At 61.9% G+C, this 24729-nt stretch carries 12 protein-coding genes; 11 read left to right on the top strand and 1 reads right to left on the bottom strand.

Translation table 11 applies throughout. From position 1 onward, the window contains the following. Positions 1–25 precede the first annotated feature (25 nt). From hrpA to HS122_01395, 3 genes are all read left to right on the top strand, one after another. The gene (gene hrpA / locus HS122_01405) at positions 26–4135 is read left to right on the top strand and encodes an ATP-dependent RNA helicase HrpA (protein MBE7537054.1); all 4110 of its coding nucleotides are present in this window, start codon (positions 26–28) and stop codon (positions 4133–4135) included. A gap of 493 nt (positions 4136–4628) precedes the next feature. Continuing rightward, positions 4629–11492 carry a hypothetical protein gene (locus HS122_01400; GenBank protein ID MBE7537053.1) on the top strand — a complete coding sequence of 2288 codons (6864 nt, stop codon included), beginning with the start codon at positions 4629–4631 and terminating at the stop codon, positions 11490–11492. 243 nt (positions 11493–11735) lie between these two features. After that, positions 11736–11993, top strand: a complete 258-nt coding sequence (locus tag HS122_01395; protein ID MBE7537052.1) for a hypothetical protein — start codon at positions 11736–11738, stop codon at positions 11991–11993. Positions 11994–12059: 66 nt separating this feature from the next. Here HS122_01395 and HS122_01390 read toward each other — a convergent pair whose 3' ends face one another. Then, positions 12060–12260 carry a hypothetical protein gene (locus tag HS122_01390; GenBank protein ID MBE7537051.1) on the bottom strand — a complete coding sequence of 67 codons (201 nt, stop codon included), beginning with the start codon at positions 12258–12260 and terminating at the stop codon, positions 12060–12062. Between the two features lie 1069 nt (positions 12261–13329). On the opposite strand from HS122_01390, the gene HS122_01385 reads away from it, so the two are divergent. From HS122_01385 to HS122_01350, 8 genes are all read left to right on the top strand, one after another. After that, positions 13330–13830 carry a hypothetical protein gene (locus HS122_01385; GenBank protein MBE7537050.1) on the top strand — a complete coding sequence of 167 codons (501 nt, stop codon included), beginning with the start codon at positions 13330–13332 and terminating at the stop codon, positions 13828–13830. A gap of 47 nt (positions 13831–13877) precedes the next feature. Beyond that, a complete protein-coding gene (locus tag HS122_01380) occupies positions 13878–14645 on the top strand; it encodes a sugar transferase (protein ID MBE7537049.1) in 768 nt (255 codons plus the stop codon). 389 nt (positions 14646–15034) lie between these two features. Further along, positions 15035–16120: a Gfo/Idh/MocA family oxidoreductase gene (locus tag HS122_01375; protein ID MBE7537048.1), complete on the top strand. Its 1086-nt coding sequence runs from the start codon at positions 15035–15037 to the stop codon at positions 16118–16120. Positions 16121–16158: 38 nt separating this feature from the next. Continuing rightward, the gene (locus tag HS122_01370) at positions 16159–16662 is read left to right on the top strand and encodes an N-acetyltransferase (protein ID MBE7537047.1); all 504 of its coding nucleotides are present in this window, start codon (positions 16159–16161) and stop codon (positions 16660–16662) included. A gap of 163 nt (positions 16663–16825) precedes the next feature. Further along, positions 16826–17971 carry a DegT/DnrJ/EryC1/StrS family aminotransferase gene (locus HS122_01365; GenBank protein ID MBE7537046.1) on the top strand — a complete coding sequence of 382 codons (1146 nt, stop codon included), beginning with the start codon at positions 16826–16828 and terminating at the stop codon, positions 17969–17971. Between the two features lie 6 nt (positions 17972–17977). Continuing rightward, positions 17978–19018: a GNAT family N-acetyltransferase gene (locus HS122_01360; GenBank protein ID MBE7537045.1), complete on the top strand. Its 1041-nt coding sequence runs from the start codon at positions 17978–17980 to the stop codon at positions 19016–19018. A gap of 12 nt (positions 19019–19030) precedes the next feature. Beyond that, positions 19031–21313, top strand: coding sequence for a hypothetical protein (locus HS122_01355; GenBank protein ID MBE7537044.1), 2283 nt, complete (start codon positions 19031–19033; stop codon positions 21311–21313). 1194 nt (positions 21314–22507) lie between these two features. Further along, the gene (locus HS122_01350; protein ID MBE7537043.1) at positions 22508–24718 is read left to right on the top strand and encodes a glycosyltransferase; all 2211 of its coding nucleotides are present in this window, start codon (positions 22508–22510) and stop codon (positions 24716–24718) included. The last annotated feature ends 11 nt before the right edge of the window (positions 24719–24729 follow it).

Below are 24729 nucleotides of genomic sequence, written 5' to 3'. Positions count from 1 at the left end.
GAAGGGACATTCCCGCGATTACACCGTGCCAAAGCCAGATCAAAAGCCTTTTGCCTTCCGCGTTGACTTCCCGCCGGACCTGCCGATTTCGGCGCGGGCCGGGGAGATCATCGCCACGCTTCAGGAACATCCCGTGGTGATTCTTGCCGGGGAAACGGGCTCGGGCAAGACGACGCAGATTCCAAAGATGTGCCTCGTTGCGGGTCGGGGAAGCCGCGGCATGATCGCCTGCACGCAACCGCGCCGCGTCGCCGCATTGTCGGTGTCGCGCCGTGTCGCGGAGGAACTGGGTGTCGAATGGGGCGGACCGGTTGGCTGCAAGATCCGCTTCGATGACCGCACCTCGCGCGGCACCGTCATCAAGTTCCTGACCGATGGCATGCTCCTCGCGGAGGTCCAGAGCGACCCGATGCTGCGGGCCTATGACACCATCATCATTGACGAGGCACACGAACGATCGCTCAACATCGATTTCCTGCTGGGTCATTTGCGCACCCTTCGATTCAGGCGCCCCGAGCTGAAGATCATCATCACCTCGGCCACGATCGACACCGAGGCTTTCAGCCAGGCTTTCGATGGCGCACCGATCATCCAGGTTTCCGGACGGACACATCCCGTCGATCTGGTCTATTCCCCCCTCGACGGACTCGGCAGCGATTATGTCGAGGACCCCGAGGAGCCGGATCGCGGAGCCGAGCAATCCGCGCGGGTTGAGGCGCTGCACTATGTGGATGGCGCGGCGCAGGCGATCGAGAAGGTGCTGACGGAGACGGACGAGGGCGACCTGCTGGTCTTCCTGCCGAGCGAGCGGGACATTCGCGAACTGCGTGACCTGCTGGATGAACGCGGCGCCGGCCCAGGTTCCAGGATCGAAGTGGTTCCGCTCTTTGGAAGACTGTCCAATGCGGAGCAGCAGCAGGTATTCTCCCCGAGCCAGCGCCGCAAGGTGGTGCTTGCGACCAACATTGCGGAAACCTCGCTGACGATTCCCGGCATCCGGTACGTCGTCGACACCGGTCTCGCCCGGCTCAGCCGATACGCTCCGCAGGCGCGCACGCGGCGCCTGCCGATCGAGGCGGTCTCGCAGTCCAGCGCCGACCAGCGGGCGGGGAGGGCGGGGCGCGTTTCCGATGGGGTCTGCATCCGCCTGTATTCCGAAGCTGAATACAACGAGCGGCCGCGGTTCACGCAGCCTGAGATCCAGCGGGCGAATCTTGCGGATGTCATCCTTCGCTTGAAGGCGTTCGGGCTGGGGGACGTCGAACGCTTCCCGTTCATCAATCCGCCGGCGGGCAAGGCGATCCGATCCGGCTACGCTCTTCTGGAGGAGCTGGGGGCGCTGACACCTCCGAATGTGAAGTCCGGAAATGATGCGGCCCCGGACAGCGCCGCGGTTTCGACGGAGGGGAACCGCACGTTGACTCCGCTGGGACAGGAACTCGCCCGACTTCCAGTTGATCCGACGGTGGGCCGCATGATTCTTCAGGCCAGAAAGGAGAAGTGCCTGAAGGAGGTGCTGGTCATTGCAGCGGGCCTGTCGGTGCAGGATCCGCGGGAGCGGCCGCTTGACAAACAGGCCGCGGCCGACGCCGCGCACCGACGGTTCAGGCATCCGGAGTCGGACTTTCTCACGCTGCTTGCGATCTGGAACGCCTACCATGCGCAGTTTGAGCGGCTCTCCCAGGCGCGGCTGCGGAAATTCTGCCACGAGCACTTTCTCAGCTATGTTCGGCTCCGCGAGTGGCGCGACATCCATGGCCAGCTCACGGACGTGCTCGAGCAGCGCAGCGATTTTGCAGCGACCTCGGTATTCGACGGGCTGCCGTCGATCGACTCCGCCGCGGCCGAGACGCTGATGTCCTATGGCGGCTCCGGATATCGGGCGATTCATCGGAGCGTGCTGACGGGGCTGCTCGGCAATGTCGCACGATGGGATGAGGAAAACCGCGCTTACAAGGCGACGCATGACCGGCGGGTGGCGTTGTTTCCCGGCTCGGTGCTGTTTCGTCGGGAGGATTCAAGGAAACGCGGACGCGATGGCGCTCCTGAAAAGAAGGCGGTGCGTGTGCCGCCTTGGATCATGTCCTCGGAAATCGTGGAGACCTCGCGGCTCTATGCGCGGACATGTGCGCGCATCGATCCCGCGTGGGTGATGGATCTTGCCGGACATGTCGTGAGGACGAGTCACAGCGAACCCTTCTGGAGTGCGGACACAGGGCGCGTGATGGTCAAGGAGCGCACGCGCCTTTACGGACTCGAACTCGACACGCGGGCGGTCGGCTACGGGCGCATCGATCCGGTGCATGCAACGGAGATCTTCATCCGCGAAGGGCTCGTCGCCGACACCATCACCTGGCCCTTCGATTTTCTCATCCACAACCGCGAGGTGCGCCAGCAGGTGGAGGACGTACTGACGCGCACGCGCAATGCGGGATACTTGAACCTGGATGAGGCGCTCTACAATTTTTATGCGGCGAGCCTGGATTCGGAGACGCGTGTTTCAGAAGCGGATCCGGATGCACGTCCGCGCGGTGTTTCGACGGTTGCGGAACTCGTGGATCTCGTCCGCCACCGCCGAGCGACGGATCCTGATTTCATGCATGTGCGCGCTGAGGATTTGCGCGAGCCAGAGGCGCTTGAACATGACCACTCGGCGTTTCCCGAGGCGCTGCCTCTGGAAAACCGGGCGCTGCCGCTTCAGTACGCCTACAAGCCGGGGGCGGATGATGATGGCGTCAATCTCGAGGTCAGCGTTCATGATGCGCGCAGGCTGACGCCCGCGGCGCTGGACTGGGCTGTGCCGGGCCACCTGGCGGCCCGGGTTGAGCACCGGTTGCGCGCGCTGCCAAAGGATCACCGGCGATTGTTTGTCCCGCTGGCCGAATCCGTGAAGACTGTCACTGCAGGGGTGGCGTCGCTGGCGCGTTTGCGCGATCCTGCCGGCACGTTTGAGGAGGTTCTCGCGGAACATCTCTTTGACCGATACCAACTGCGGGTGGATCCGGCGTACTGGTCGGATCGCCCCATCCCCGGGCATCTTCGCGTGCGCGTGTCCGTGCAGGACGATGACGGCAATGTGCTGGTGGCGAGTCGCGATCTTGAAGAAGTGAAGTCAGTTCTCGCGAAGCGCGCGCGCGAGGCGTCGGAGTCGGTCGCGCGCGAGGATCCGGATGCCTGGCGCCTGGCGCGCCGGCGATGGGAGCGCCCGGAGTCTGTGGCCTGGGAATTCGATGCGATTCCACCGCGCGTGCCTGTCACCGAGCAGGCGGGCGTGGTGGTGCATGCCTTTCCGGCGCTGGTTGCGGGCGAGACCGGGGTGGCGCTGCGGCTGGTGCGCTCGGAGGAGGATGCCCGTGGCACGACCCGCCGGGGGCTCCGCCGCCTGCTGGAGTTGAGCCTGAGGTACGATCTGGCCTGGCTGGAGAAGGAGCTGCGCGCGCTCCGCCAGCTCGGCCCGCTCGCCTCAACGCTCGCGCCTGCGGCGATGATGCAGGAGGACGCGCATGTCTCCATCAGACGCTGGGTGGGTGATCCCGCGCGAGTGGCAGCCCTGACACGTCCTGCGTTTGAGTCGGCGGTCGAGTCCGCCAAAGCGGACCTGCGCGGAATTGTTCCGAAGCTGGCGGACCTGCTTAAGGAAATCCTGGGTTTGCGTCAGGCGCTGCTCGTGGCGCCGCATCCGTATCCGAATTTGGCGAGGGACGTGCAGGCCCTGCTGCCTCCGGATTTCGTGCGCAGGATTCCCTACGAACGACTCCACCACCTGACGCGGTATCTGCAGGCCATGCAGGTGCGAAATGAGCGCTGGCGAAAGAATCCGGCCAAGGACCGGGAGCGAGGCGAAATGCTGGCGCCCTATGCCGCGGAGGCGACCCGGCGCAGCTTTGAGGATCCGGTGCGCTGGATGGTGGAGGAGTTCCGTGTCAGCCTGTTTGCGCAGGAGCTTGGCACGGCGGAGCCGGTTTCCGCGGTCAAGCTTGATCGTGCGTTGAAGGACGAAGGTGGAGTCGAGGAAAAGGTGAGTTCGCCACCACAGCCCAAGCCCCCGCCGATGATGGCCCCCATTTCGCAAACTCCGGCAAAGAAGTCTCAGCTCAAGGACCTCGGCTCACTTGCCAGCCTGTTTCGGCGCTAACGTCAAAGATCTGGAAAGCAGGGTGCAAGGGATTGGCCCCGTCACCCCCTCTCCGTCGTTTGCATGGAGGGAATTCCCGGGTGGGGGCCGAGTTTCCACCATCTCGGAGATCGTGAATTCCCGGGGCCATGGGATGAAATCCCCCATGTGTGGACGATGTTGTTTGGTTTCAGGGAATTAGCTGGGATCCCGATCGAGGGATGCCGCGGATTTGGAGTCAGGTTTCCGGCTGATAAAAATTGGTAAAACCCGGGGCAATCGCCTGGTGGGGACGAATGAGTTCAGCGGATAAATGCAGCCATTGCCTGCGGTCGCGGCGGCAGCCTTTCGAAGGTTGGCAGCCCGATCGTGGTAGACACCTGCATGCAACGACTTCTAAATGACTCCCGACTCAACAGCCACGAGCCACATTCCTGCGATGACCGGTTTATTTTCTGCAATCAGGAGTGGCGTCCCACATTTGCCGAAGCGCATCGCCTCGCGCCTCCTTCGCATGGCTGTCAGCGGTCTCATGGCTGGAGCCGTTGCTGCTGGAGGGGCCCAGTTGACGCTCACCTGGCAGGACAATTCCGACAACGAGCTCGGATTCAGGATAGAGCGCTCGGCCGCCGGCGGCAGTTTCATGATGATCGGTGCGACGGGCGCGGATGTCACGACCTACGTCGATTCGAGTCTTGAGGATGGCAAGTCATACACCTACCGCGTCTGCGCCTACAACGCTGCTGGCGCCTCCGCCTATTCAGCGACGGCTTCCGCGACGACGCCGTCGGCGTCCAATGCCGCGCCGACGATCAGTGCAATCAGTTCCATTGCCATCAATGCGAACAGCTCCTCCGCACCGATAGCCTTCACGATTGGGGACGCCGAAACTTCCGCGGGTTCGCTCTCAGTCAGCGCAACGTCGTCCAACACGGTCCTCGTCCCGAACTCGGGCATTGTCCATGGCGGGAGCGGGGCAAATCGCACCGTCACCGTTTCCCCTTCGGCGAATCAGACCGGCACCGCCACCATCACGCTGGCCGTCAGCGATGGAGTGAACACTTCAACCCGGGCGTTCACTGTCACGGTTAACAGCGTGAACACGGCGCCGACGATCAGCGATATCGCCAACCGCACGATCGACTCGGGTGTCAATACCGGCGCCATAAGCTTCATTGTTGGCGATGCCCAGACTGTCGCGGGAAACCTGGTGGTCACCGCCAGTTCGTCGAATCAGATGCTTGTGCCTGATGCGAACATCGTGCTCGGCGGATCAGGGGCGAACCGGACCATCTCCGTGCAGCCCGCCGCGAACCGATCGGGCGTGGCGACGATCACGGTCAGCGTTTCCGACGGAGTGCTGGTCGCGAACGAGAGCTTCGTCCTCACGGTGAACCTGCCCAACACCCCTCCGACCATTGGCGACATTTCAAACCTGACGATAGCCTCGGGCTCGAACACGGGAGTTATTAGGTTCACCATCGGGGATGCGCAGACATCGGCGAGCCTGCTCACCGTAACGGCATCTTCGACCAATCCCACGCTGGTGCCCGCGTCCGCGCTCATCCTGGGAGGGGGGGATTCGTCCCGCACGCTTGTGGTGCAGCCTCCCGCGGGACTCTCGGGTGTGGCCACGATCACCGTGACGGTGTCCGACGGGCAGTCCACGGCGAGCGACAGTTTCGTGCTGACGGTCACCGCGCCCAACACCGCGCCGACGATCTCGTCGATTGCGAATGCAACGATTGACGCCAATACGGCGACACCGGCCCTCGCATTCACCGTCGGAGACGCCCAGACGCCGGCTTCCAATCTTGTAGTGTCGGCGTATTCCACAAACCTCGCGCTGGTTCCCGTGGCGAACATTGCCTTTGGCGGAAGTGGAGCCAGTCGCACGGTGTCGGTTGTGCCGGCTGCAAACCAGTTCGGTTCCGCCGGCATCACGGTGACTGTGAGCGACGGCGCGCTCTCGGCATCGCGTTCGTTTGTTGTAACCGTCAATGCGGTCAACACGCCGCCGACGATCAGCGCGATCGCCAGCCGGACCATCGAGGCCAACACCTCCACCGGCGCACTGTCCTTTGTCATTGGCGATGCGCAGACGGCCGCGACTTCGCTCACGGTGGCCGCCTCCTCCTCCAACACGGCCCTTGTCTCCAGCGGCAGTCTTCTCTTGAGCGGCACCGGCGCGAATCGTTCGATCACGGTCACGCCGACGGTCAATCAGGTGGGTTCCAGCACGATCGCAGTCGAGGTGGGCGACGGAAGCCTCACATCGACCATGACGTTCACGGTGACCGTGACAGCCGTTGCAACAGCGCCGACAATCACCGAGATCGCGAATGTCGCCGTCGACATGAATGGAAGCACCGCTGCGATACCGTTCACGATCTCCCATGCGTCTACACCGGCGGCCAGCCTGACGGTTTCCGCATCCACATCGGATCCAACGCTTCTCCCCGTGGGAGGGATTGTGCTCGGCGGCGCGGGCGAAAGCCGCACGGTCACGGTGACACCGGCCGCGCAAAGGACAGGAAGCGCCACGGTGACCATCGTGGTCAGCGACGGCACGCTGAGCGCGAGCGAGAGCTTCCTCGTCACCGTCAATGCGGTCAACACTCCCCCGACGATCAGCGCAATTGGCGATCGCGCCATCAGCGTCAATCGCACCACCGGTGCCATCGCGTTTACGGTCGGCGACAGCATGACGGCGGCCGACAGCCTGCTCGTGACAGCCGCCTCATCGAATGCGACGCTTCTTCCCGCATCTGGCATCAGCTTCGGCGGAGCCGGGGCGAACCGCACGATCATCGTGACTCCCGCGGCGGACAAGTCGGGCGCGGCGACCGTGACGGTTACTGTCAGCGACGGCTCGCTGACTTCCAGCACGTCCTTCAACGTCACGGTTCAGGGAGCGAATGCGGTTCCGACCATCGGCAGCATTGCGAACCAGACCGTCGGCCGTGGCGGCAGCACAGGGGCGCTCGCTGTCGCCGTGAACGATTCGGACACGCCGGTCGACAGCCTGGTCCTTACGGCCAATTCTTCGAACCTGTCCCTGCTTCCCCAGTCGTCGGTCGTTCTTGGCGGATCCGGTGGAGCAAGGAGCGTTTCCCTCACGCCTTCTCCCGGCATGACGGGCACATCAACGGTCACGCTGACCGTGAGCGATGGTTCGTCCAGCGCCAGCACCAGCTTCGTGCTGACGGTGGCCGGCGAGAATCTTTCGCCTTCGATCACGCCGATCGACAACCTTGCCCTCGTCGCGGGAAAGTCCAGCGGGCTCATTCCGTTCTCGGTTGGCGATGTGGAAACGCTGCCTGGTCTGCTCCTGGTCACGGCCAGTTCCTCGAACGCCAGCCTGATCCCGAATGTCGGCATCGAGCTCAGCGGAGAAGGCTCGTCCCGGTCCGTTCGAATTTTCCCCGCCACAGGCCTGACGGGAACGGCTGCAATAACGCTGACGGTCAGTGATGGCGCCGCATCAGCGAGCACGAGTTTTGTGGTCTCCGTCGTGCCATCGTCGGAGGCGCCGACAATAGGCAATGTGGCGGACCGGACGATTCCTGCCGGGGCCGCCTCCGGCCCCATTGCCTTTGTGATCGGGGATCCAACGGTGTCCCCGGAACTGCTTACGGTGTTTGTCAACTCCTCGAACCTGTTCCTGGCTCCCCTGTCGGGCATCGCGCTCGATGGGTCGGGAGCGCAGCGTTCGCTCAGGGTGACTCCGGCCGCCGGAGCCACGGGATCGACGACCATCACGATCAGCGTCAGCAACGGAACCAAGGTCACGTCCACGAGTTTTGCGCTGACGGTCCAGGCGCCCAACACGACGCCGACCATCTCGAGCGTTGAAAATCAGGCGATTGAAAGGGATGCATCCTCGAGCGCCATCGCTTTTGTCGTGGCCGACGGTGAAACCACCGCGGAAAACCTGAGTGTCACCGCTTCGAGCTCGGACCAGTCGCTGATCGACGCCGGGGGATTCTCCTTCAGCGGCTTGGGCGGAGGACGTTCGGTGACAATCACGCCGCGGCCTGGAAAGACGGGTGCGGCGACGGTGACCCTGACGGTCAGCGATGGCTCGCTTGCCACAAGCACGCAGTTTGTCGTGACCGTCAGCCCGAAGAACGAGGCACCGACCATCTCTTCGATCGGCAGCCGTTCGGTCACGATGGCGACGACCACGGCGGCCATTGAGTTCTTCGTTGGAGACGCTCTGACACCAGCGGGCGATCTCTCCGTGACCGCCACCAGTTCAAATGCCTCCCTGGTTCCCAATTCCGCCATAGTTTTTGGAGGGTCTGGTGCGAATCGCTGGCTCAGGGCCACGCCCGCCGCCGGTCAAACCGGCACCACGACGATCACGGTCACGGTCAGTGACGGCCAACTGAGCTCGAGCTCGAGTTTTGTGCTCGCGGTCAACGTTCCCAACACGGCGCCGACGCTGAACGGACTCGAAGACCGGTCGACGGTCGTGGGACGCACATCGGGTGCGATCGACTTCACGATTGGCGACGCCGAAACGCCCGCGGGGAGCCTGACGGTCACGGCGCTTTCCTCAAACCAGACCCTGCTCCCGAATCAGAACATCGTGCTCGGCGGTTCGGGTGAACGGCGCACGATCACGCTGACGCCGTCATCCAAGCAGACGGGCTCCGTCACGGTGACGCTGACGGTCAGCGACGGCAGCCTGGTGACGTCGGGCAGTTTTGTCCTGAACATCACCGCGCTCAGCACGGCCCCGCGCATCTCCGATCTCGTCAACATCACCGCCGCGATGAATGGCAATGTGGGTGTCACGTTCACCGTGAGCGACGCCGAGACCGCCCCCGGCAGCCTCACGGTCACCGCCACCTCGCAGAACACCGTCCTGGTTCCCCTTTCGAACATCGTCTTCGGTGGAGGCGGCGCCAACCGCACCGCGATCATCACTCCGGCGACCGACCGCACGGGCTCGGCGGTGATCACCTTCCGCGTCAGCGACGGCGCGCTTTCGACGACGGCGAGCTTCATGCTGACCGTCAAGGCGCCCGGCAGCGTGCCGACGATCAGCCGCATCTACAACCGGACCATCGATGCGAACACGGGCACGGGCTCGATTTCGTTCGTCGTCACGGATTTCGACACACCGACCACGAACGTGGCGGTCACCGCGAAGTCGTCGAATCCGGCGCTCGTGGCGGGCGGCGGCATCGTTCTCGGCGGCGCCGGCGACAACCGCAGTGTATCCGTGACACCACTACCGAATCAGACGGGAAATGCGATGATCACGCTGACCGCGAGCGACGGCCAGAACAGTTCGAGCTCCAGCTTCTTTGTGACCGTCTATGCGGTCAACGCCGCGCCCGTGCTCTCCGGCCTTGGTGACCGCACGATCATCGCGAATGGCGTTCCGGAGGTCATTGGCTTCACGCTGAGCGATGCTGATTCGGCCGCGGACAGCCTGGTGGTGTCCGGCTCGTCCTCGAATCAGGCGCTGCTGCCAAACGCCTCCGTCAGTTTCTCGGGCGAGGGAATGAACCGCACCCTCACGGTCACACCGAATCCAGGGCAGGTGGGCGTGACGACGGTGACGATCACCGCCAGCGACGGAAACCTCGCGACATCCAAGTCCTTTGTCCTCACCGTGAATGCCGACGGCACAAAGCCGCCGCCCACATCCGAACCGGGCAACCAGCCGGACCCGGGTACTGGCGGACCTGTGATTCAGCAGCCGGGCCAGGCGGATATCCTGATCATCCGCCAGCCCGCGGATGCGACTGTCGAGGCGGGGAAATCAACCGCGCTGGAGGTGACGGCAATTGCGGCGGGTGCGGTTGCCTACCAGTGGTACGCCGGAGCCCGGGGTGACACCGGCATGCCGATTCGCGGCGCGACGTCGGCGGTGTTCACGACTCCGGAATTGCTGATCACGTCCAGCTACTGGGTGAGCATCTCCCAGGGCTCGCAGTCGGCCATGAGCCGCACGGCGGTGGTCACGGTGGCGGGGGGCCGCCACTCCTACTTTGGAACCACGGGCCTGCCCGGTCCCAATGCCGGAAGCTTCGCACTGCGCGTAAATGCGGACAAGACGGCGGTTTTCCTGGCTGATTCCCCCGCGCTTTCCCGCGGTGTCATTGCGCGCGGATTCGCGATTGCGGCCAATGGCGCGTTCACGTTCAGCGCACCGGGCGTTGGAACGGTCAATGGGTATGTCAATGGAACATCGGTATCCGGAACCATTGGCACGGGCCTGCTGCCGTTCAGCGGTTCGATCGAGCCCACGGATGGTCCGGCATCAGCCATTGCCGGGCTGTACCAGGGCGCTCTGGTTTTCTCCGCGGATGACGAGGTTGCCGCTTTGGTAGGTACCTCGGGCAGGGCCTTTGTCGCAGTCACCCGGGCGGGAGTCGCTCATGGCCGCCAGGGAACGGTGGCCGCCGATGGAGTCCTGGCGCTGACGCTGCCGGATGGCAGGGACGTTGGATTCGATTTCGATGGAGGTCTGCTTTCTGGAACGGTGTCCGACGGAAGCCGCACCCTTGAGGCTGGCGGCGTGCGCGACAGCTCTGCGTCGATCACGAAGGTCAACAACATGTCGGCTAGAGCGCATGCGGGCAATGGCGCCGCGACACTCGCCGCAGGCTTCACCATTTCGGGATCGGGAACAAAGAAGATCCTGCTTCGTGCCACCGGCCCTGCGCTGGAGGCGTTCGGCGTGGCGGGAGTCCTGGCCGACCCGGTGCTCACGATTTACCGTCAAGGCACGGGAGCGGCGACCGTGATTGCCTCGAACAACGACTGGTATCCCGATGCCGCGGCAACGGCCCAGGCTGTGGGCGCGTTTCCGCTCAAATCGGGAAGCAAGGATGCCGCGCTGGTCATGGATCTGCCGGCTGGAGGATATTCCGCGGAGGTGACCGGAGCGAATGGTGCAACCGGTGCAACGATGGTCGAGCTTTACGATGGTGACGCCGTTGGAACTTCGAATACCAGACTGACGAATCTGTCGCTTCGTGGATTGGGAGGAAGCGGCGACAAGGTCATTGTCACGGGATTCATCGTGAGTGGCGATGCGCCGCGGCGCATGCTGGTCAGGGCGGTGGGGCCGGAACTGGGTGCGTTCGGAGTTGGCGGCTCGATGGCCAATCCGGAGCTTGTGATCTATCAGACGAAGGATGGCGTAACGACCGAGGTTGCACGCAACGATGACTGGTTGGCGAATGCGGACGTCGTCACCCAGGTCAGCGGCAGAGTGGGGGCCTTTCCGATGACCGCGGGTTCCAAGAGTTCAGCGATCGTGATCTGGCTCGCGCCAGGAACCTACACGGCGCACGCGCGCAGCGCGGACGGCTCCGAGGGCGTCGTGATTGTCGAGGTTTACGAGGCGCCATGAGGGTGATGGCGCCATGAGGGCTGCAATCGGATGGGTTAAACGCGAAGCAGCGAAGACGCGAAGGTCGGAGCGGAGGGACTTTGTGACAGGGAGATTCGGAGAGAGGGGGATTTTTCAACTGGAGGGGCATGCTCCGTCGTGACCTGGGGACGCACCTCGACAACGGTGCCGGAGGTATTCACGCGGTGTCAGCGAAAGAGCAGTCAACTTTCCGCTGGAATGGCCGATACCACGGTTAGTCCCATGAATACGGTCCTGATCCTATCCCTTTCGGCGGCTGGCGTGCTGGTTCTCCTGGGCGCTCCGCTCTATTTCGCGTTCCGGAATTCGGCGGTCGGTTATCAGGACGCGGAGGGCTTTCATCTCGGGATTGAACCGAAGCCGGTTGAGGCTCCCTTGCTGGAGATGCCTTCGAAGGCCGGAATCGCTGACGTTGCACCCAGGAAAACACCTGAAGCCATAAAGTCCCGGGCCGATTTTGCAGTCGCCGGCGATAGCTGATTCCTTCGCAGGGAAGTTTTTTCACGGACAGCCGCAGGCCGATCCGTACCGCACACAAGCCAGATCTCACTTGGCGCCGACTGCCTGGGGGAAGTGACTCCTCTCGACCGCGGTTGCGGGGGTGCTGCGAGGGATGACATCGCCATGAAACCCGGAACCATCCTCATAGCCGATCGAGGCGTTTCGAATCGCGAAATAGAGGGCCAACGAGCTGGCCAGTGCCAATACGGTCATTCCGATGATCGTAATGAGATAGAGAGGCACCATGGAGGCTGTTGAGATGGGGCTGCCGCGCTGAGTTTCCGCCTTGGATTCGCGGAAGGTAGCGCCTTGCGATCCGGATGCCCATAGAGCGAAATGCTCAGAAGCCATAGGAATTTGACCCTAGACGCTGAAATCAAATCCGGATCCTTTCATGAAATTACCGGTCAGGGTCTCGAGTAGAGCTAGCGTTTTGGAGATTTGTGCATCAAATCTTCGCGGATCGGTGAGGTATGGATCGAGGGAAAATACGCAATTTTCCCAGATAGGGTGAAATACCTATAAAAGACTTTTATTTAAAGGCAATTAACTTGCTGTAATATGTCAGCGGCATCGAAGAGAATGCGAGGTGTATCCGGGTGACACGCTGTTGCGTTTTCATTATGACTGATCGCAGCCATATACAAGAATGTCTCTGATAGAGATTTTATAAATTACTGTCACTAAATTAGTTATGAACTTGATTTGGACGCTTACCAATAGAAATTTCGGTGGAATTGGCAAGCGGATCGACTTATAATCGGCGTGAAATTTCTCATGTCCGCAAAAAAACTTGCTTGAGTTCGCAGTCCATGAAATATGTCGGGTATGTTTACAGCTAGCGGCGGCAACTGCTTCCAAGTTTTTTCAAAATTTGCGGGGGGCCAGCGGTAAAGAATGGGGTGGGCGCGTCGATGGAGTGAGCATTTGTTCCTAGAGAGTTTCTGTAATCCATGATTCTCCCCGCGTACGACGAGCCAAGAAACCTGCTGTTGCTGCCTCATGAATCAGGAAACTCGATTGGAAGTGACGCTGCGGATAGAGGCGTTTTTCGGGTCTGACAGGGCTAGATTCCAAGTTCGAAGTTCAACAACCGATGCCACGCATGCACCGGAATGGCGGCAGCTTGAAAGCGCACGGGCTCGGTAATTTCCGTGACAGGACTATGCAATTCCACCCATGAAATTGCCTTTGCCATTCCTCTCTGTTTCGGCGATTACAAGCGCATGCCGTACAAGGAGTCACTTCTGCCCGGACAAGGGCGCGGAACTCACTTCGCAGCACCGAATCGCCTGCGTGACTGGTTTTTGATGAAATGAATTGGTACTGCCTGCACACCAAGCCGCTGAAGGAGGCGCGGACGGTCACCTACCTGACCGAGAACCTGGGGCTGGAAACGTATTTCCCTCGCTTGAAGCGGGAGCGAATCATCCGGAGGGTCCGCCGCACGGTTGTCAGTCCGCTGTTCCCACGGTATCTCTTTTGCCGGTTTGATCCTGGGCTCCAGTTTCGCGCTGCGCGCTACGCTCCGGATGTCCTCGATGTGGTGCGCTTCGGTGAGGGGCCGGCTGTCGTTGATGAGACAATCATTCAGGATCTCAGGCTTTGGGCAGGCGAAGCGGTCGACCTGATCACGATCGAACCGCCCCTGGCACCTGGGGATCAGGTTGAGGTGATCGATGGCCCGATGAGGGGGCTTCACGCGCTCGTCCTGCGCGATTGCGACGATCGCGAGCGGGTCGCCGTGCTTTTGTCGACGCTGCAATGTGCAGCGCAAGTCAATATCAGTCGTTCCCAGCTTCAGAAAGTAAGCTAAGCCGTGCCGCAAATTTCTGAAAACCGGGGATCCGCAAGAACCGTTTCATGACAACCAGGCTGGAAAATGAGTTGGCAGACGAGCGACGCCACGGGGCGTTGGACCCTCGTGGCGTCCCGGTGCCGCTTCCGGTGTGGAAGCGCGCAATCGACATAGGCTTCAGTCTGATGGCCCTGCCGGTGCTCGCGCTTTTCACGCTGTTGATGACGGTGCTGACAAAGCTGACCTCGCCGGGTCCGGTGCTCTTTCGCCAAGAGCGGGTCGGGTACCTGGGTCGCCGGTTCATCTGCTACAAGTTTCGCACCATGAAGGCGAGGGCCGACTCGTCGGCCCATCAGGCCCACCTCGCCCAGTTGATGCAATCGAACACGCCCATGACGAAGATGGATTCAAGGCGTGATTCCCGTCTCATTCCGGGTGCATGGATCCTGCGTGCGTCAGGCCTCGATGAGCTGCCGCAAATCATTAATGTTCTTCAGGGTCAGATGAGTTTCGTCGGCCCGCGCCCGTGCCTGCCTTACGAATACGAGCAGTACCTGCCCTGGCAGCGCGAACGCTTCAAGGCCACGCCCGGGCTGACCGGACTTTGGCAGGTGTCAGGCAAGAACCGCACCACCTTTGATGAGATGATTCATTTCGATATCCAATACACCAAGGAGCGATCGCTGCTCCTCGATCTGAGGATCATCGTTATGACGCTGCCGGCCCTGCTTACCCAGATCGGCGACACCCGCCGCGGGCGCAAGGAGACGCTTGCCGCGACGGCATCGCCTGCGGAGTTTTCTCACACATCAAGTTCATCCGTCCACAATTAGGCCACGATGTAGGCCGGAGGACGGAGATCGGATGTTAGAGGTCGGTTCTTTATCAACTGGAGGTGCACGCTTTGTCGTGCCCGGATCGATGATTGTCTGGCATCGGAATTCTGAACGGTGCCGGAATTTGATGGGGCGAATGGCGAGGCAACCGGCGTTTTGACGCGATGTGCGCAACCAGGTCACGACGAAGCGTGCCCCTCCAACTGATGAAAAACTCCTTTCTCCGCGATTGCAGCTGTCTCCGAGAAACCATTCCGCCCTCTGATCTCCGACCTCTGGCATCCGCCCTCCGCCCCAAAATCCCGTCTCCATTCCATTCTGCGGACGGATGGTCGATATAGGATGAATCGCTCGAAATCGGCATCCCTTTCATTCCACGCAATTTCATGAACAAACCCATCAATGTCGGCGTTGTCGGACTTGGCTATTGGGGCCCGAATCTGGTCCGCAATTTCCGATCCCTTCCGGACTGTTGCCTGAAGGTCATGTGCGATCTCAAGGATGAGCGACTCGCTCACCTCAAGTCACTGTACCCGGAGGTCGAGGGCGAAAAGAGCTTCGAGAAGCTCATAGCCCGTCCCGATATCGATGCGGTCGTGATCGCGACGGCCGTGCGCTTCCATTTTCCGATGGCCAAGGCGGCGCTGATGGCGGGGAAACACACGCTAATCGAAAAGCCGATGGCCGCCTCGGTTGCCGAGTGCGAGGAACTCATCGACATCGCCCGCCAGAAGGGGCTGACGCTCATGGTCGGGCACACGTTCCTCTATTCCGCGCCGGTCAGGAAGATCAAGGAGATCATCGACAACGGCGATGTCGGCGAGCTGCGCTACATTTCGGCCCGCCGCCTCAATCTCGGGCTCTTCCAGAAGGACATCAATGTCGCCTGGGACCTCGCGCCCCACGACATTTCGATCATTCTCTACATCATGCGCGAATTGCCGCAGAGCGTGAACTGCCGCGGCGGCGCACATATCACCAAGGGCATCGAGGACGTGACGTCGATGAGCCTGCAGTTCTCCAAGGAGCGGTCGGCGATCATCCACAGCAGCTGGCATGATCCGCGCAAGATCCGGGAAATGACCATCGTCGGCAGCAAGCGCATGATCGTGTACGACGACATCGCCCCGCAGGAGAAGATCAAGGTCTTCGACGCGCGCGTGGAGCGGCCGCCGCACTACGACACATTCGCCGAGTTTCACTACGCCTACCACTATGGCGACATCTACTGCCCCTACATCAGGCAGGACGAACCGCTCAAGACCGAGTGCCAGCATTTCCTCGATTCGATCAAGTCCGGCGTGGAAGCACTGACATCCGGCCGGTCCGGCCTGGATGTCGTTCGCATCCTTGAGGCGTCAAGCCATTCCCTGCGGAACAAGGGGGCGCCCGTCGAAATCTCAACCGACCGTCTGGTGAAGCAGGCAAAAGCGCAGCCGCAGACGGCCGGCGAGGTTCTGGCGCAGCGATAGTCCCGCAGTTCCACGCACCAATTGATTTTTCCGATTCGATGACATCCGGACCCAACCAGCAGATAGCACCATCCGTGAAGATGGGCGCGGGCGTTCGCGTCTTTGGATTCACCAATCTCTATGGGTGTGAGATCGGCGACGAGTCGAAGATAGGGACCTTCGTGGAAATCCAGAAGGGCGCGAAGATCGGCAGGCGCTGCAAGGTGTCGAGTCACTCCTTCATCTGCGAGGGGGTCACGCTCGAGGACGAGGTGTTTGTCGGCCATGGTGTGATGTTCACCAACGACCTTTATCCGCGGGCGACCAATGCCGATGGATCGCTCAAGACCGACGCCGACTGGACCTGCGTGCCCACGCTAGTCAGGAAGGGTGCGGCGATCGGGTCAAACGCCACCATTCTCTGCGGCATCACGATCGGCGCGCGCGCCACGATTGGAGCGGGAAGCGTCGTGACCAAGGACGTGCCCGACGACGCGGTGGTGGCGGGGAATCCCGCCCGGGTGGTGGGCGGCGGTCAGAAGGCAGGGCGCTCCGATCTCTGATCTCCGGCCAAGCCATGTCTCCGTGTCTTTCTTCCTCCGCGTGCTCCGCGCCTTCGCGTGAAACCTTCCGGTGCCGTTGCGCGACGTGCATCCCCCGGTCACGACGGAGCGTGCCCCGCCATTTGATAGAGAACCGACCACCGGCTTCTCAAACCTTTCCTCCATGAGTGCCAAAACAACCGTTCCGTTCCTTGATCTGCGTGCGCAGCACGATCCCATTCGTGCGGAGCTGCTCGCCGCCTTCAACGAGGTGATCGACCAGAATGCCTTTGCGGGCGGTCCGTTCGTTCAGAAATTCGAGGAGGACTTCGCCGCGTATTGCCGCGCCGGTCACGCGATCGGCGTGGGAAATGGCACGGACGCGCTCTGGTTCTCGCTGCTCGCGTTGGGCGTTGGACCGGGGGACGAGGTGATCACCGTTTCCGCCACGTTCATGGCCACGGCCGAGGCAATCAGTTTTTGCGGGGCAACGCCCGTGTTCGTCGACATCGATGAAGCCACCTACACGATGAACCCCGCGCTGCTCGAGCGCGCGATCACGCCGAAAACCAAGGCGATCGTTCCGGTGCACCTTTACGGTCAGGTGGCCGACATGGATCCCATCCTTGATGTCGCGAAACGCCACGGCATCCCCGTTGTCGAGGACGCCTGCCAGGCCCATGGCGCCGAGTACAAGGGCCGCCGCGCCGGCACGATGGGCGAGCTCGGCTGCTTCAGTTTCTATCCCGGCAAGAATCTTGGCGCGCTGGGCGAAGGCGGCGGCGTAACCACGCAGGACGCCGCGCTCGCGGCGAAGGTTCGCACGCTGCGCGAGCACGGACAGGAGAAACGGTACCACCACTCGATGATCGGCTGGAACGGGCGCATGGACGGCCTCCAGGCCGCGGCGCTGCGAATCAAGCTGCGCAGCCTCGACAAGGGAAACGCCTCCCGCCGCGCCAACGCGGCGCTCTATTCCCGCCTGCTGGCGGATGTCCCCGGTGTCGTCACACCGGTCGTCGCGGACCAGGGTTCGCCCGTCTTTCACCTGTACGTCATTCGTGTGAAGCATCGCGACTCCGTCCTCGCCAGGCTCGGGGAACGCGGCATCGGCTGCGGCATTCACTATCCGAAGCCGATTCACCTCCAGCAGGCCTACGCCCACCTCGGGCTGGGGCCCGGCACGACTCCGGTGGCCGAACGCTGCGCGACGGAAATCCTGTCGCTGCCCATGTTCCCCGAGCTTACCACCTGGCAGATTGAAAGCGTCGTGCGCGAGCTCAGGCAGGTGCTGCTCCAGCAGGACCTGCCGCGTGTCACGGCGGCATGAGGAAAAATGTTCTCCTCGGTTGCCATCGTCGATCCCGACGAGATTCCCGAGTGGGATGAACTCCTGGAACCCTTCTCCGATTCCACGTTCTTCCATACCCGGGAATGGGCCGCCATACTCCGCGCCACCTATGGGTTTTCGCCCCGCTACCTGCTTCTGGGCGCCACGCGTGCACCGAGGGCAGTGCTGCCGCTCATGCAGGTCGACAGCTGGCTGACCGGCCGGCGCGGCGTGGGGCTTCCCTTTTCTGATGCATGCGCACCGCTCAGCCTCGATGAGGAAGCCTTGCACGCCGTCGTCGCAAAGGCGCGCGACCTGGCACGGGTGGAATCGTGGCGCTACCTGGAAATCCGGGGCGGACTCGAGCGACTCGCCGGCGCGCAGGCATCCACGGTTTTCCACGGTCATGCGCTCCCGCTCGTTGATGACGAAACCGTCCTTCAGGAACGACTGGACCCGGCCGTGCGCCGGGCGCTTCGAAAGGGCCGGGATGACGGCGTTGAGGTCGAGATCGAGCACAGCGACGCCGCCATGGCCGGCTTGCAGGGCCTGCTCGCGCAAACCCGCAGGCGGCACGGCGTGCCTCAGCAGCCCGCGGCATTCTTCAGGAACATCCACCAAGGCATGATTCGCCCTGGCAAAGGATGCATTGTGACAGCGCGTCGCGAAGGCAGGGCGATTGCGGCGGGCCTGTTTCTGGAGCACAAGCGGAAGGCGCTCTACAAGTTCGGCGGTTCCGACCAGAAGTTTCAGCAGCATCGCGGCAACAATCTGGTCATGTGGAATGCGATCAGACACTATGCGCGACGCGGATTCGAGAGTTTCGACTTCGGCCGCACGTCCCTCGCCAATGAAGGCCTCCGCCGGTTCAAGCGGAGCTGGGGTTCCGATGAGCGTGCGATCAACTACTTTCGACTGGATGGCCGCACGTCCCGATGGACGACGGTCGCGGACCGCTCCAGCAACCGCCTCTCGCCCCTTTTCAGAATGCTCCCCATCCCGCTGTCCCGTGTCGTCGGCGCGATTCTCTATCGACACGCAGCCTAGGAAGACCCTCACATGAACGATCCGTATTCATCAGATAATTACGTCGATGACGGCGGCGACGTTTCCTACCGACCCATGCCGATCCGGAAGGGCCTGGATATTGGAGACATTTATTACACGCTTTTCCGCCACAAGTGGGCGATCCTGATCTGCGGCCTGCTCGGTCTCGGCGTGGCCGGATATGTCTTCTACAATGCGCCGAAGGAGTATCGCTCCGAGGCGCGGCTGTTCATCCGTTACATCACTGAGGACAGGAACCCGGCGGCGGAATCCGGCATGGGCGTGCGCTCAATCGGGGACTCGTCGTTCATCGTGGCCGAGATCGCGATCCTGACCAGCCTGGATCTGGCGCAGAAGGTCGCCGACGCCGTGGGCTATGAGAAACTCCTGGGAGCACCGGCCGGCCCGGAGGGCAAGTATGCCGCGGCGCAGGTGGTCGTTGCGGGGTTGAACGTCGACGTGCCCAAGTCCAGCAGCGTGCTGGAGATCAACTTTCGTCACAGCAACCCGCAGGTGGTCCAGCCGGTCCTAGCCACGATCATCGAACAGTACCTGAAGCGTCACCGCGAGGTCCACATGCCGGTCGGAGCCTTCGACGACGCCCTCATCCAGCAGACCGACACCCTGCAGGCGCGCCTGCGCCGGACGGAGGAGGAACTGGTCAACGCGCGCAAGGCCGTCGGCATCTATTCGCTCGACCAGGCCAAGGAGGAATTCGGCAAGAAGATCAGCCAGCTCCGATCACTCATCTTCGAGGCCGAGGCCGCGCTTGCCGAACGCACCGCCACCTACAATCGGATCATGTCGTCTCCCGACGCCCCCGTGCGTTCGGACAAGATTGAAGTGGTCGCACCCGAGGCTCCGGTCGACATGACGGGCGTTCCTGTCGATGAGTACAAGAGCCTGCTCAGCCGCCTCGACTCCGCCAAACACCGCGTGGACGAGATGCTGAAGACCATGCTGCCCACGGCGAACCCGGTGAAGACGCTCAGGAGCCTGATCACCGATTACGAGGTTCAGAAGAAGGAGATGGAGACCAAGTATCCCGTTCTGGTGAAGGTTCCGACACCGACGCCGACCGTGGTCCTGACGGACAAGAATGCTGAGAACCGCATCAAGGTTTTCGATCCCAGGACGGCGCGCGTCGAGATTGAGGCCCTGTCCACGCGTATCCAGGTTTTGAATGCACAGTTGGACAAGGTGAGGCAGGAAAGCGCCGAGGTGGAGAAGTCCGAGGTTTCCATCCGCGACCTCGAACTCCGGAAGAGCATGGAGGAGGCGAATTTCAAGTACCTGCGGTCCAGCCTGGAACAGTCGCGAATCAACGACGCGCTCGGCACGGGGCGCCAGACGAACATCAACGAGATCCAGACGCCGTCGCCGCCGATACGCGTGACCAGCAAGGCCATCAAGGTGGCCGCGGTTGTCGCCGTGGCCGGTTTTGCGATCGGCATCGGCTTCGCCTTCCTCAAGGACTTCGTGCTGGACCGCACGATCAAGCGTCCGGTGGACGTCGCCCGCCACGCGGGGCTCAATCTCTATCTCTCCATTCCCAAGATATCCAAGCGCAAGAAGCCTCAGCTGGCGCTTCCCCAGAGAGCGATGGCGGATGGAACCCAGGGGAAGGAGCCGGGCAAGGGGCCGGATCCCGCCCCGGGACCTGACAGCCGTCTCCAGCCGTATTACGACACCCTGCGCGACCGCGTCATCGGCTTCTTCGAGAGCGAGAACCTTACCCACAAGCCGAAGCTCATTGCGCTTGCGGGCGTGGGCACCAATGCCAACGACGCGAGCGTCGCGGCCGGTCTGGCCAGTTCGCTCTCGGAAACCGAGGGCGGCAATGTCCTCTACGTCGACATGACCACGGGGCAGGGGAGTGCGCAGCAGTTCTTCAAGGGGCGCGCCGTCGGCAGCATCGATGACGCCCTTGAATCGAAGGACACCGCCCAAGTGCAGCAGAATCTTTTTGTCGTCAGCGAGGTTGGCAAGGGCGACCGCCTGCCGCGCGCTCTGCCGATGCGCTTCAGTCACCTGATACCCAAGCTGAAAGCGAGCGACTTCGATTTCATCATCTTCAACATGCCGTCGGTCAGTTCGGTCAGCGTCACGCCGCGACTGGCTGCGTTCATGGACGTGGTGCTGCTTGTGATCGAGTCGGAGAAGGCGGACCGCGATGCCGTCACGCGTGCCCGCGACCTGCTCGCCGAATCGAAGACACCCGTGGGTGCGGTCCTGAACAACACGCGCACCTACATCCCCAAGGCCCTGCATCAGGACGCGACGGACCTGGTCTAGCCACCGGAAGTCAGCGCTCAAAGATCAGCCCGGTCTCGTTCAACTGGAGGGGCACGCTTTGTCGTGACCGGTTCGATGATTGTTTGGAATCAGATTTGAGAACAGCGTCGTGACTTGATGGGTCGAATGGCGAAACAACCGGCGTTTTGACGCGCCGCGCGCAACCAGGTCACGACAAAGCGTGCCCCTCCAGTTTGCAAAGGACTCATCTCCGCCCTCCGTCTACACAGCGCCAACGGCGCGGACCATGGCAGCCCATGGCAACGCCATGGGTTATTTGTGAAGAAAGAAAATTTTGAGCCCTGAAGGGGCGATCCAAGCTGTTGTCGTCACGGGTTTGGCCGCCCCTTCAGGGCTCGCGTTGAATTTGCGAATATGAAACCGGGGCGATGCCCCGGCCTGTTGTTCACGCGCCCCGTTGGGACTTCGGACCACGGGGAAACCAGAAGTCAGAGGTCAGCGATCAGTCCGGTCTTTTCCAACTGGAGGGGCACGCTTTGTCGTGACCGGTTCGATGATTGTTTGGAATCAGATTTGAGAACAGCGTCGTGACTTGATGGGTCGAATGGCGAAACAATCGGCGTTTTGACGCGCCGCGCGCAACCAGGTCACGACAAAGCGTGCCCCTCAGTTTGCAAGGACTCATCTCCGCCCTCCGTCTCACTGCGCCAACGGCGCGGACCATGGCAGCCCATGGCAACGCCATGGGTCATTCGTGAAGAAAGAAAATTTTGAGCCCTGAAGGGGCGATCCAAGCTGTTGTCGTCACGGGTTTGGCCGCCCCTTCAGGGCTCGCGTTGAATTTGCGAATATGAAACCGGGGCGATGCCCTGGGCTGTTGTTCACGCGCCCCGTTGGGACTTCGGACCACGGGGAAACCAGAAGTCAGAGGTCAGCGATCAGTCCGTCTTTCCAACTGGAGGGGCACGCTTCGTCGTGACCGGTTCGATGATTGTTTGGAATCAGATTTTGAAAGGCGTCTTGAATTGATGGATTGAATGGCGAAACAACCGGCGTTTTGACGCGATGCGCGCAACCAGGTCACGACAAAGCGTGCCCCTCCAAACCAGAAAAATTCTTCTCCGCGTGCTCCCCTGCTCCGCGTGAAAATTCCGGCGCCGTTGCCCATCACCCATCCCCCAGGTCACGACAAAGCGTGCCCCTCCAATTGAAGAAAATCTCCTTCCATCCCAGATGCTGCGACATCGCGTCTACTATCTCCTGAAGCCCTACGTGCCCTGGCGCGCGCGCATGTGGCTGAGGTGCCGGCTGGCCCTTTACCAGCGCGAAAGGAACCGCGCGACCTGGCCGATCAATGAGGCGGCCGGCCGCCGCCCGGCGGACTGGCCGGGCTGGCCGAATGGCGAGAAATTCGCGTTTGTCCTCAGCCATGATGTCGAGGGACCCGAGGGTCTGGCCAATGTGCGAAAACTCGCGGAGCTGGAGATGAGTCTCGGCTACCGCTCGGTATTCAACTTCATCCCGGAGGGTTCCTATGCGGTGCCGAAGGCGCTGAGGGACTGGCTTGTTGAAAACGGGTTCGAGGTCGGCGTGCACGACCTCAAGCACGACGGCCGCCTGTTCGCCTCGGAGTCCGCCTTCGAGGCGAAGGCGCAGCGCATCAACTCCCACCTGCGCGAATGGGGTGCGGGCGGATTCCGCTCGGGGTTCATGCTTCGCAACCTCGACTGGCTGCACCGTCTTGACGTCCGCTACGATGCCTCGACATTCGACACCGATCCCTTCGAGGTCCAGTCGGATGGCACGGCGACGATTTTTCCATTCTGGATATCCGCCGGCGACGACCACCCTTATCGAAAAATTGTGCCGGTGCCGAACAATCTCGGAGGCTATGCGGAGCTGCCCTACACGCTCCCGCAGGATTCGACGCTGTTTCTGGTGTTGCGCGAAAAATCCCCGCGCATCTGGAAGGAGAAGCTCGACTGGGTGGCCAGGCGGGGCGGCATGGCGCTTGTCAACGTTCATCCGGACTATCTCCAGTTTGAGGGAGACGCACCTTCCCCGCGGAAATTTCCCGTCAGCCATTATGCCGAACTGCTCCGGCATGCGGGCACCGCCCATCGCGGCACGTTCTGGCAGCCGCTGCCGGGCGAACTGGCGGACTACGTGGCGCGCATCCGGCCGGCGCCACCCTCCCGACGCAAGCGCGTGTGCATGGTCACGCACTCCTTCTATGAGAATGACAATCGCGTGATGCGCTACGCCGAGGCGCTCGCGGCCCGCGGCGATCATGTGGATGTGCTGGCGCTCCGCCGATCGCTGGAGATGCCCGCCTACCAGCAGTCGGAGGGCGTGCATGTGCACCGCATCCTGAAGCGCATGGGCAAGCAGGAGCGGTCAAAGCTGGAATACCTCCTCTCCTGGGTGCGTTTTCTTTCGCGTTCGGGATGGTGGCTGTTCCGCCGGCACCGGCGCCTCCCCTATGACCTCGTCCATGTGCACAACATGCCGGACTTCCTGGCCTTTGCCGCGCTCTATCCGCGGATGAAGGGCACCAAGGTTATTCTCGACATCCATGACATCGTGCCGGAGTTCTACACCAGCAAGTTTGGAGCGTCGCGTCGCACGCTGACGCGCACGGTGCTGGAAAGGGCGGAAAAAGCATCGGCGAAAATTGCCGACCACGTCATCATTTCGAATCACCTCTGGAGAGACAAGTATGCCGAGCGCACCGGCACGATGAACCGCTGCTCGGTGTTCATCAACAATGTGAACACGCGGGTGTTTACACCCCAGCCGACGCGGGAGCCGGATGGCCGGCGCATCATCATTTTTCCCGGCGGCCTGCAGTGGCACCAGGGTCTCGACATCGCCATCGAGGCGTTCGCCCGGGTCATCCAGACAATCCCGAATGCGGAGTTCCACATCTACGGCGACGGCAACATGAAGCCTTCGCTGATCAAGCTCTCGCAAAAGCTGGGGCTTGGCGAGAAGGTCCGATTCTTTGAACCGGTGAGCGTCAAGCAGGTGGCCCGTGTGATGGCCGACGCCGACCTCGGCGTCGTGCCAAAACGCGCCGACTCCTTTGGCAACGAGGCCTACAGCACGAAGATCATGGAGTTCATGTCGGTCGGAGTGCCGGCCGTCATCTCCAGCACCAAGATCGACAAGTTCTATTTTGACGACTCCGTCGTGCGCTTCTTCGAGTCGGGCAATGTGGAGGCTTTGGCGGCTGCGATCATCGAGATCCTTACGGATGAGGAGAAGCGGAAACGGCTCATCGAGAACGCGCTCGAGTATTCCCGTCGGAACAGCTGGGAAATCCGGAAGCATGACTACTTTGCGATCGTCGATCAACTCGTGAGCGGGGTGACCGTGCCCGCCAGCGAAATGGCCGAGGAGGCCAGGTCCGCGCATGCGGACAATCGCGAGCCTGTCTGCTGAGGAACGCGCTG

Source organism: Opitutaceae bacterium (assembly GCA_015075305.1).
Lineage (GTDB): Bacteria > Verrucomicrobiota > Verrucomicrobiia > Opitutales > Opitutaceae > UBA6669.
This window is presented reverse-complemented; position numbering and strand designations above follow the sequence as displayed.

Coding starts and splice junctions, on each gene's coding strand:
- HS122_01400 (MBE7537053.1), top strand. CDS start 4,629: ATGGCTGTCAGCGGTCTCATGGCTGGAGCCGTTGCTGCTGGAGGGGCC.
- HS122_01350 (MBE7537043.1), top strand. CDS start 22,508: ATGCTGCGACATCGCGTCTACTATCTCCTGAAGCCCTACGTGCCCTGG.
- HS122_01360 (MBE7537045.1), top strand. CDS start 17,978: ATGTTCTCCTCGGTTGCCATCGTCGATCCCGACGAGATTCCCGAGTGG.
- HS122_01390 (MBE7537051.1), bottom strand. CDS start 12,260: ATGGTGCCTCTCTATCTCATTACGATCATCGGAATGACCGTATTGGCA.
- HS122_01380 (MBE7537049.1), top strand. CDS start 13,878: ATGACAACCAGGCTGGAAAATGAGTTGGCAGACGAGCGACGCCACGGG.
- HS122_01370 (MBE7537047.1), top strand. CDS start 16,159: ATGACATCCGGACCCAACCAGCAGATAGCACCATCCGTGAAGATGGGC.
- HS122_01355 (MBE7537044.1), top strand. CDS start 19,031: ATGAACGATCCGTATTCATCAGATAATTACGTCGATGACGGCGGCGAC.
- HS122_01385 (MBE7537050.1), top strand. CDS start 13,330: ATGAATTGGTACTGCCTGCACACCAAGCCGCTGAAGGAGGCGCGGACG.
- HS122_01375 (MBE7537048.1), top strand. CDS start 15,035: ATGAACAAACCCATCAATGTCGGCGTTGTCGGACTTGGCTATTGGGGC.
- HS122_01395 (MBE7537052.1), top strand. CDS start 11,736: ATGAATACGGTCCTGATCCTATCCCTTTCGGCGGCTGGCGTGCTGGTT.
- HS122_01365 (MBE7537046.1), top strand. CDS start 16,826: ATGAGTGCCAAAACAACCGTTCCGTTCCTTGATCTGCGTGCGCAGCAC.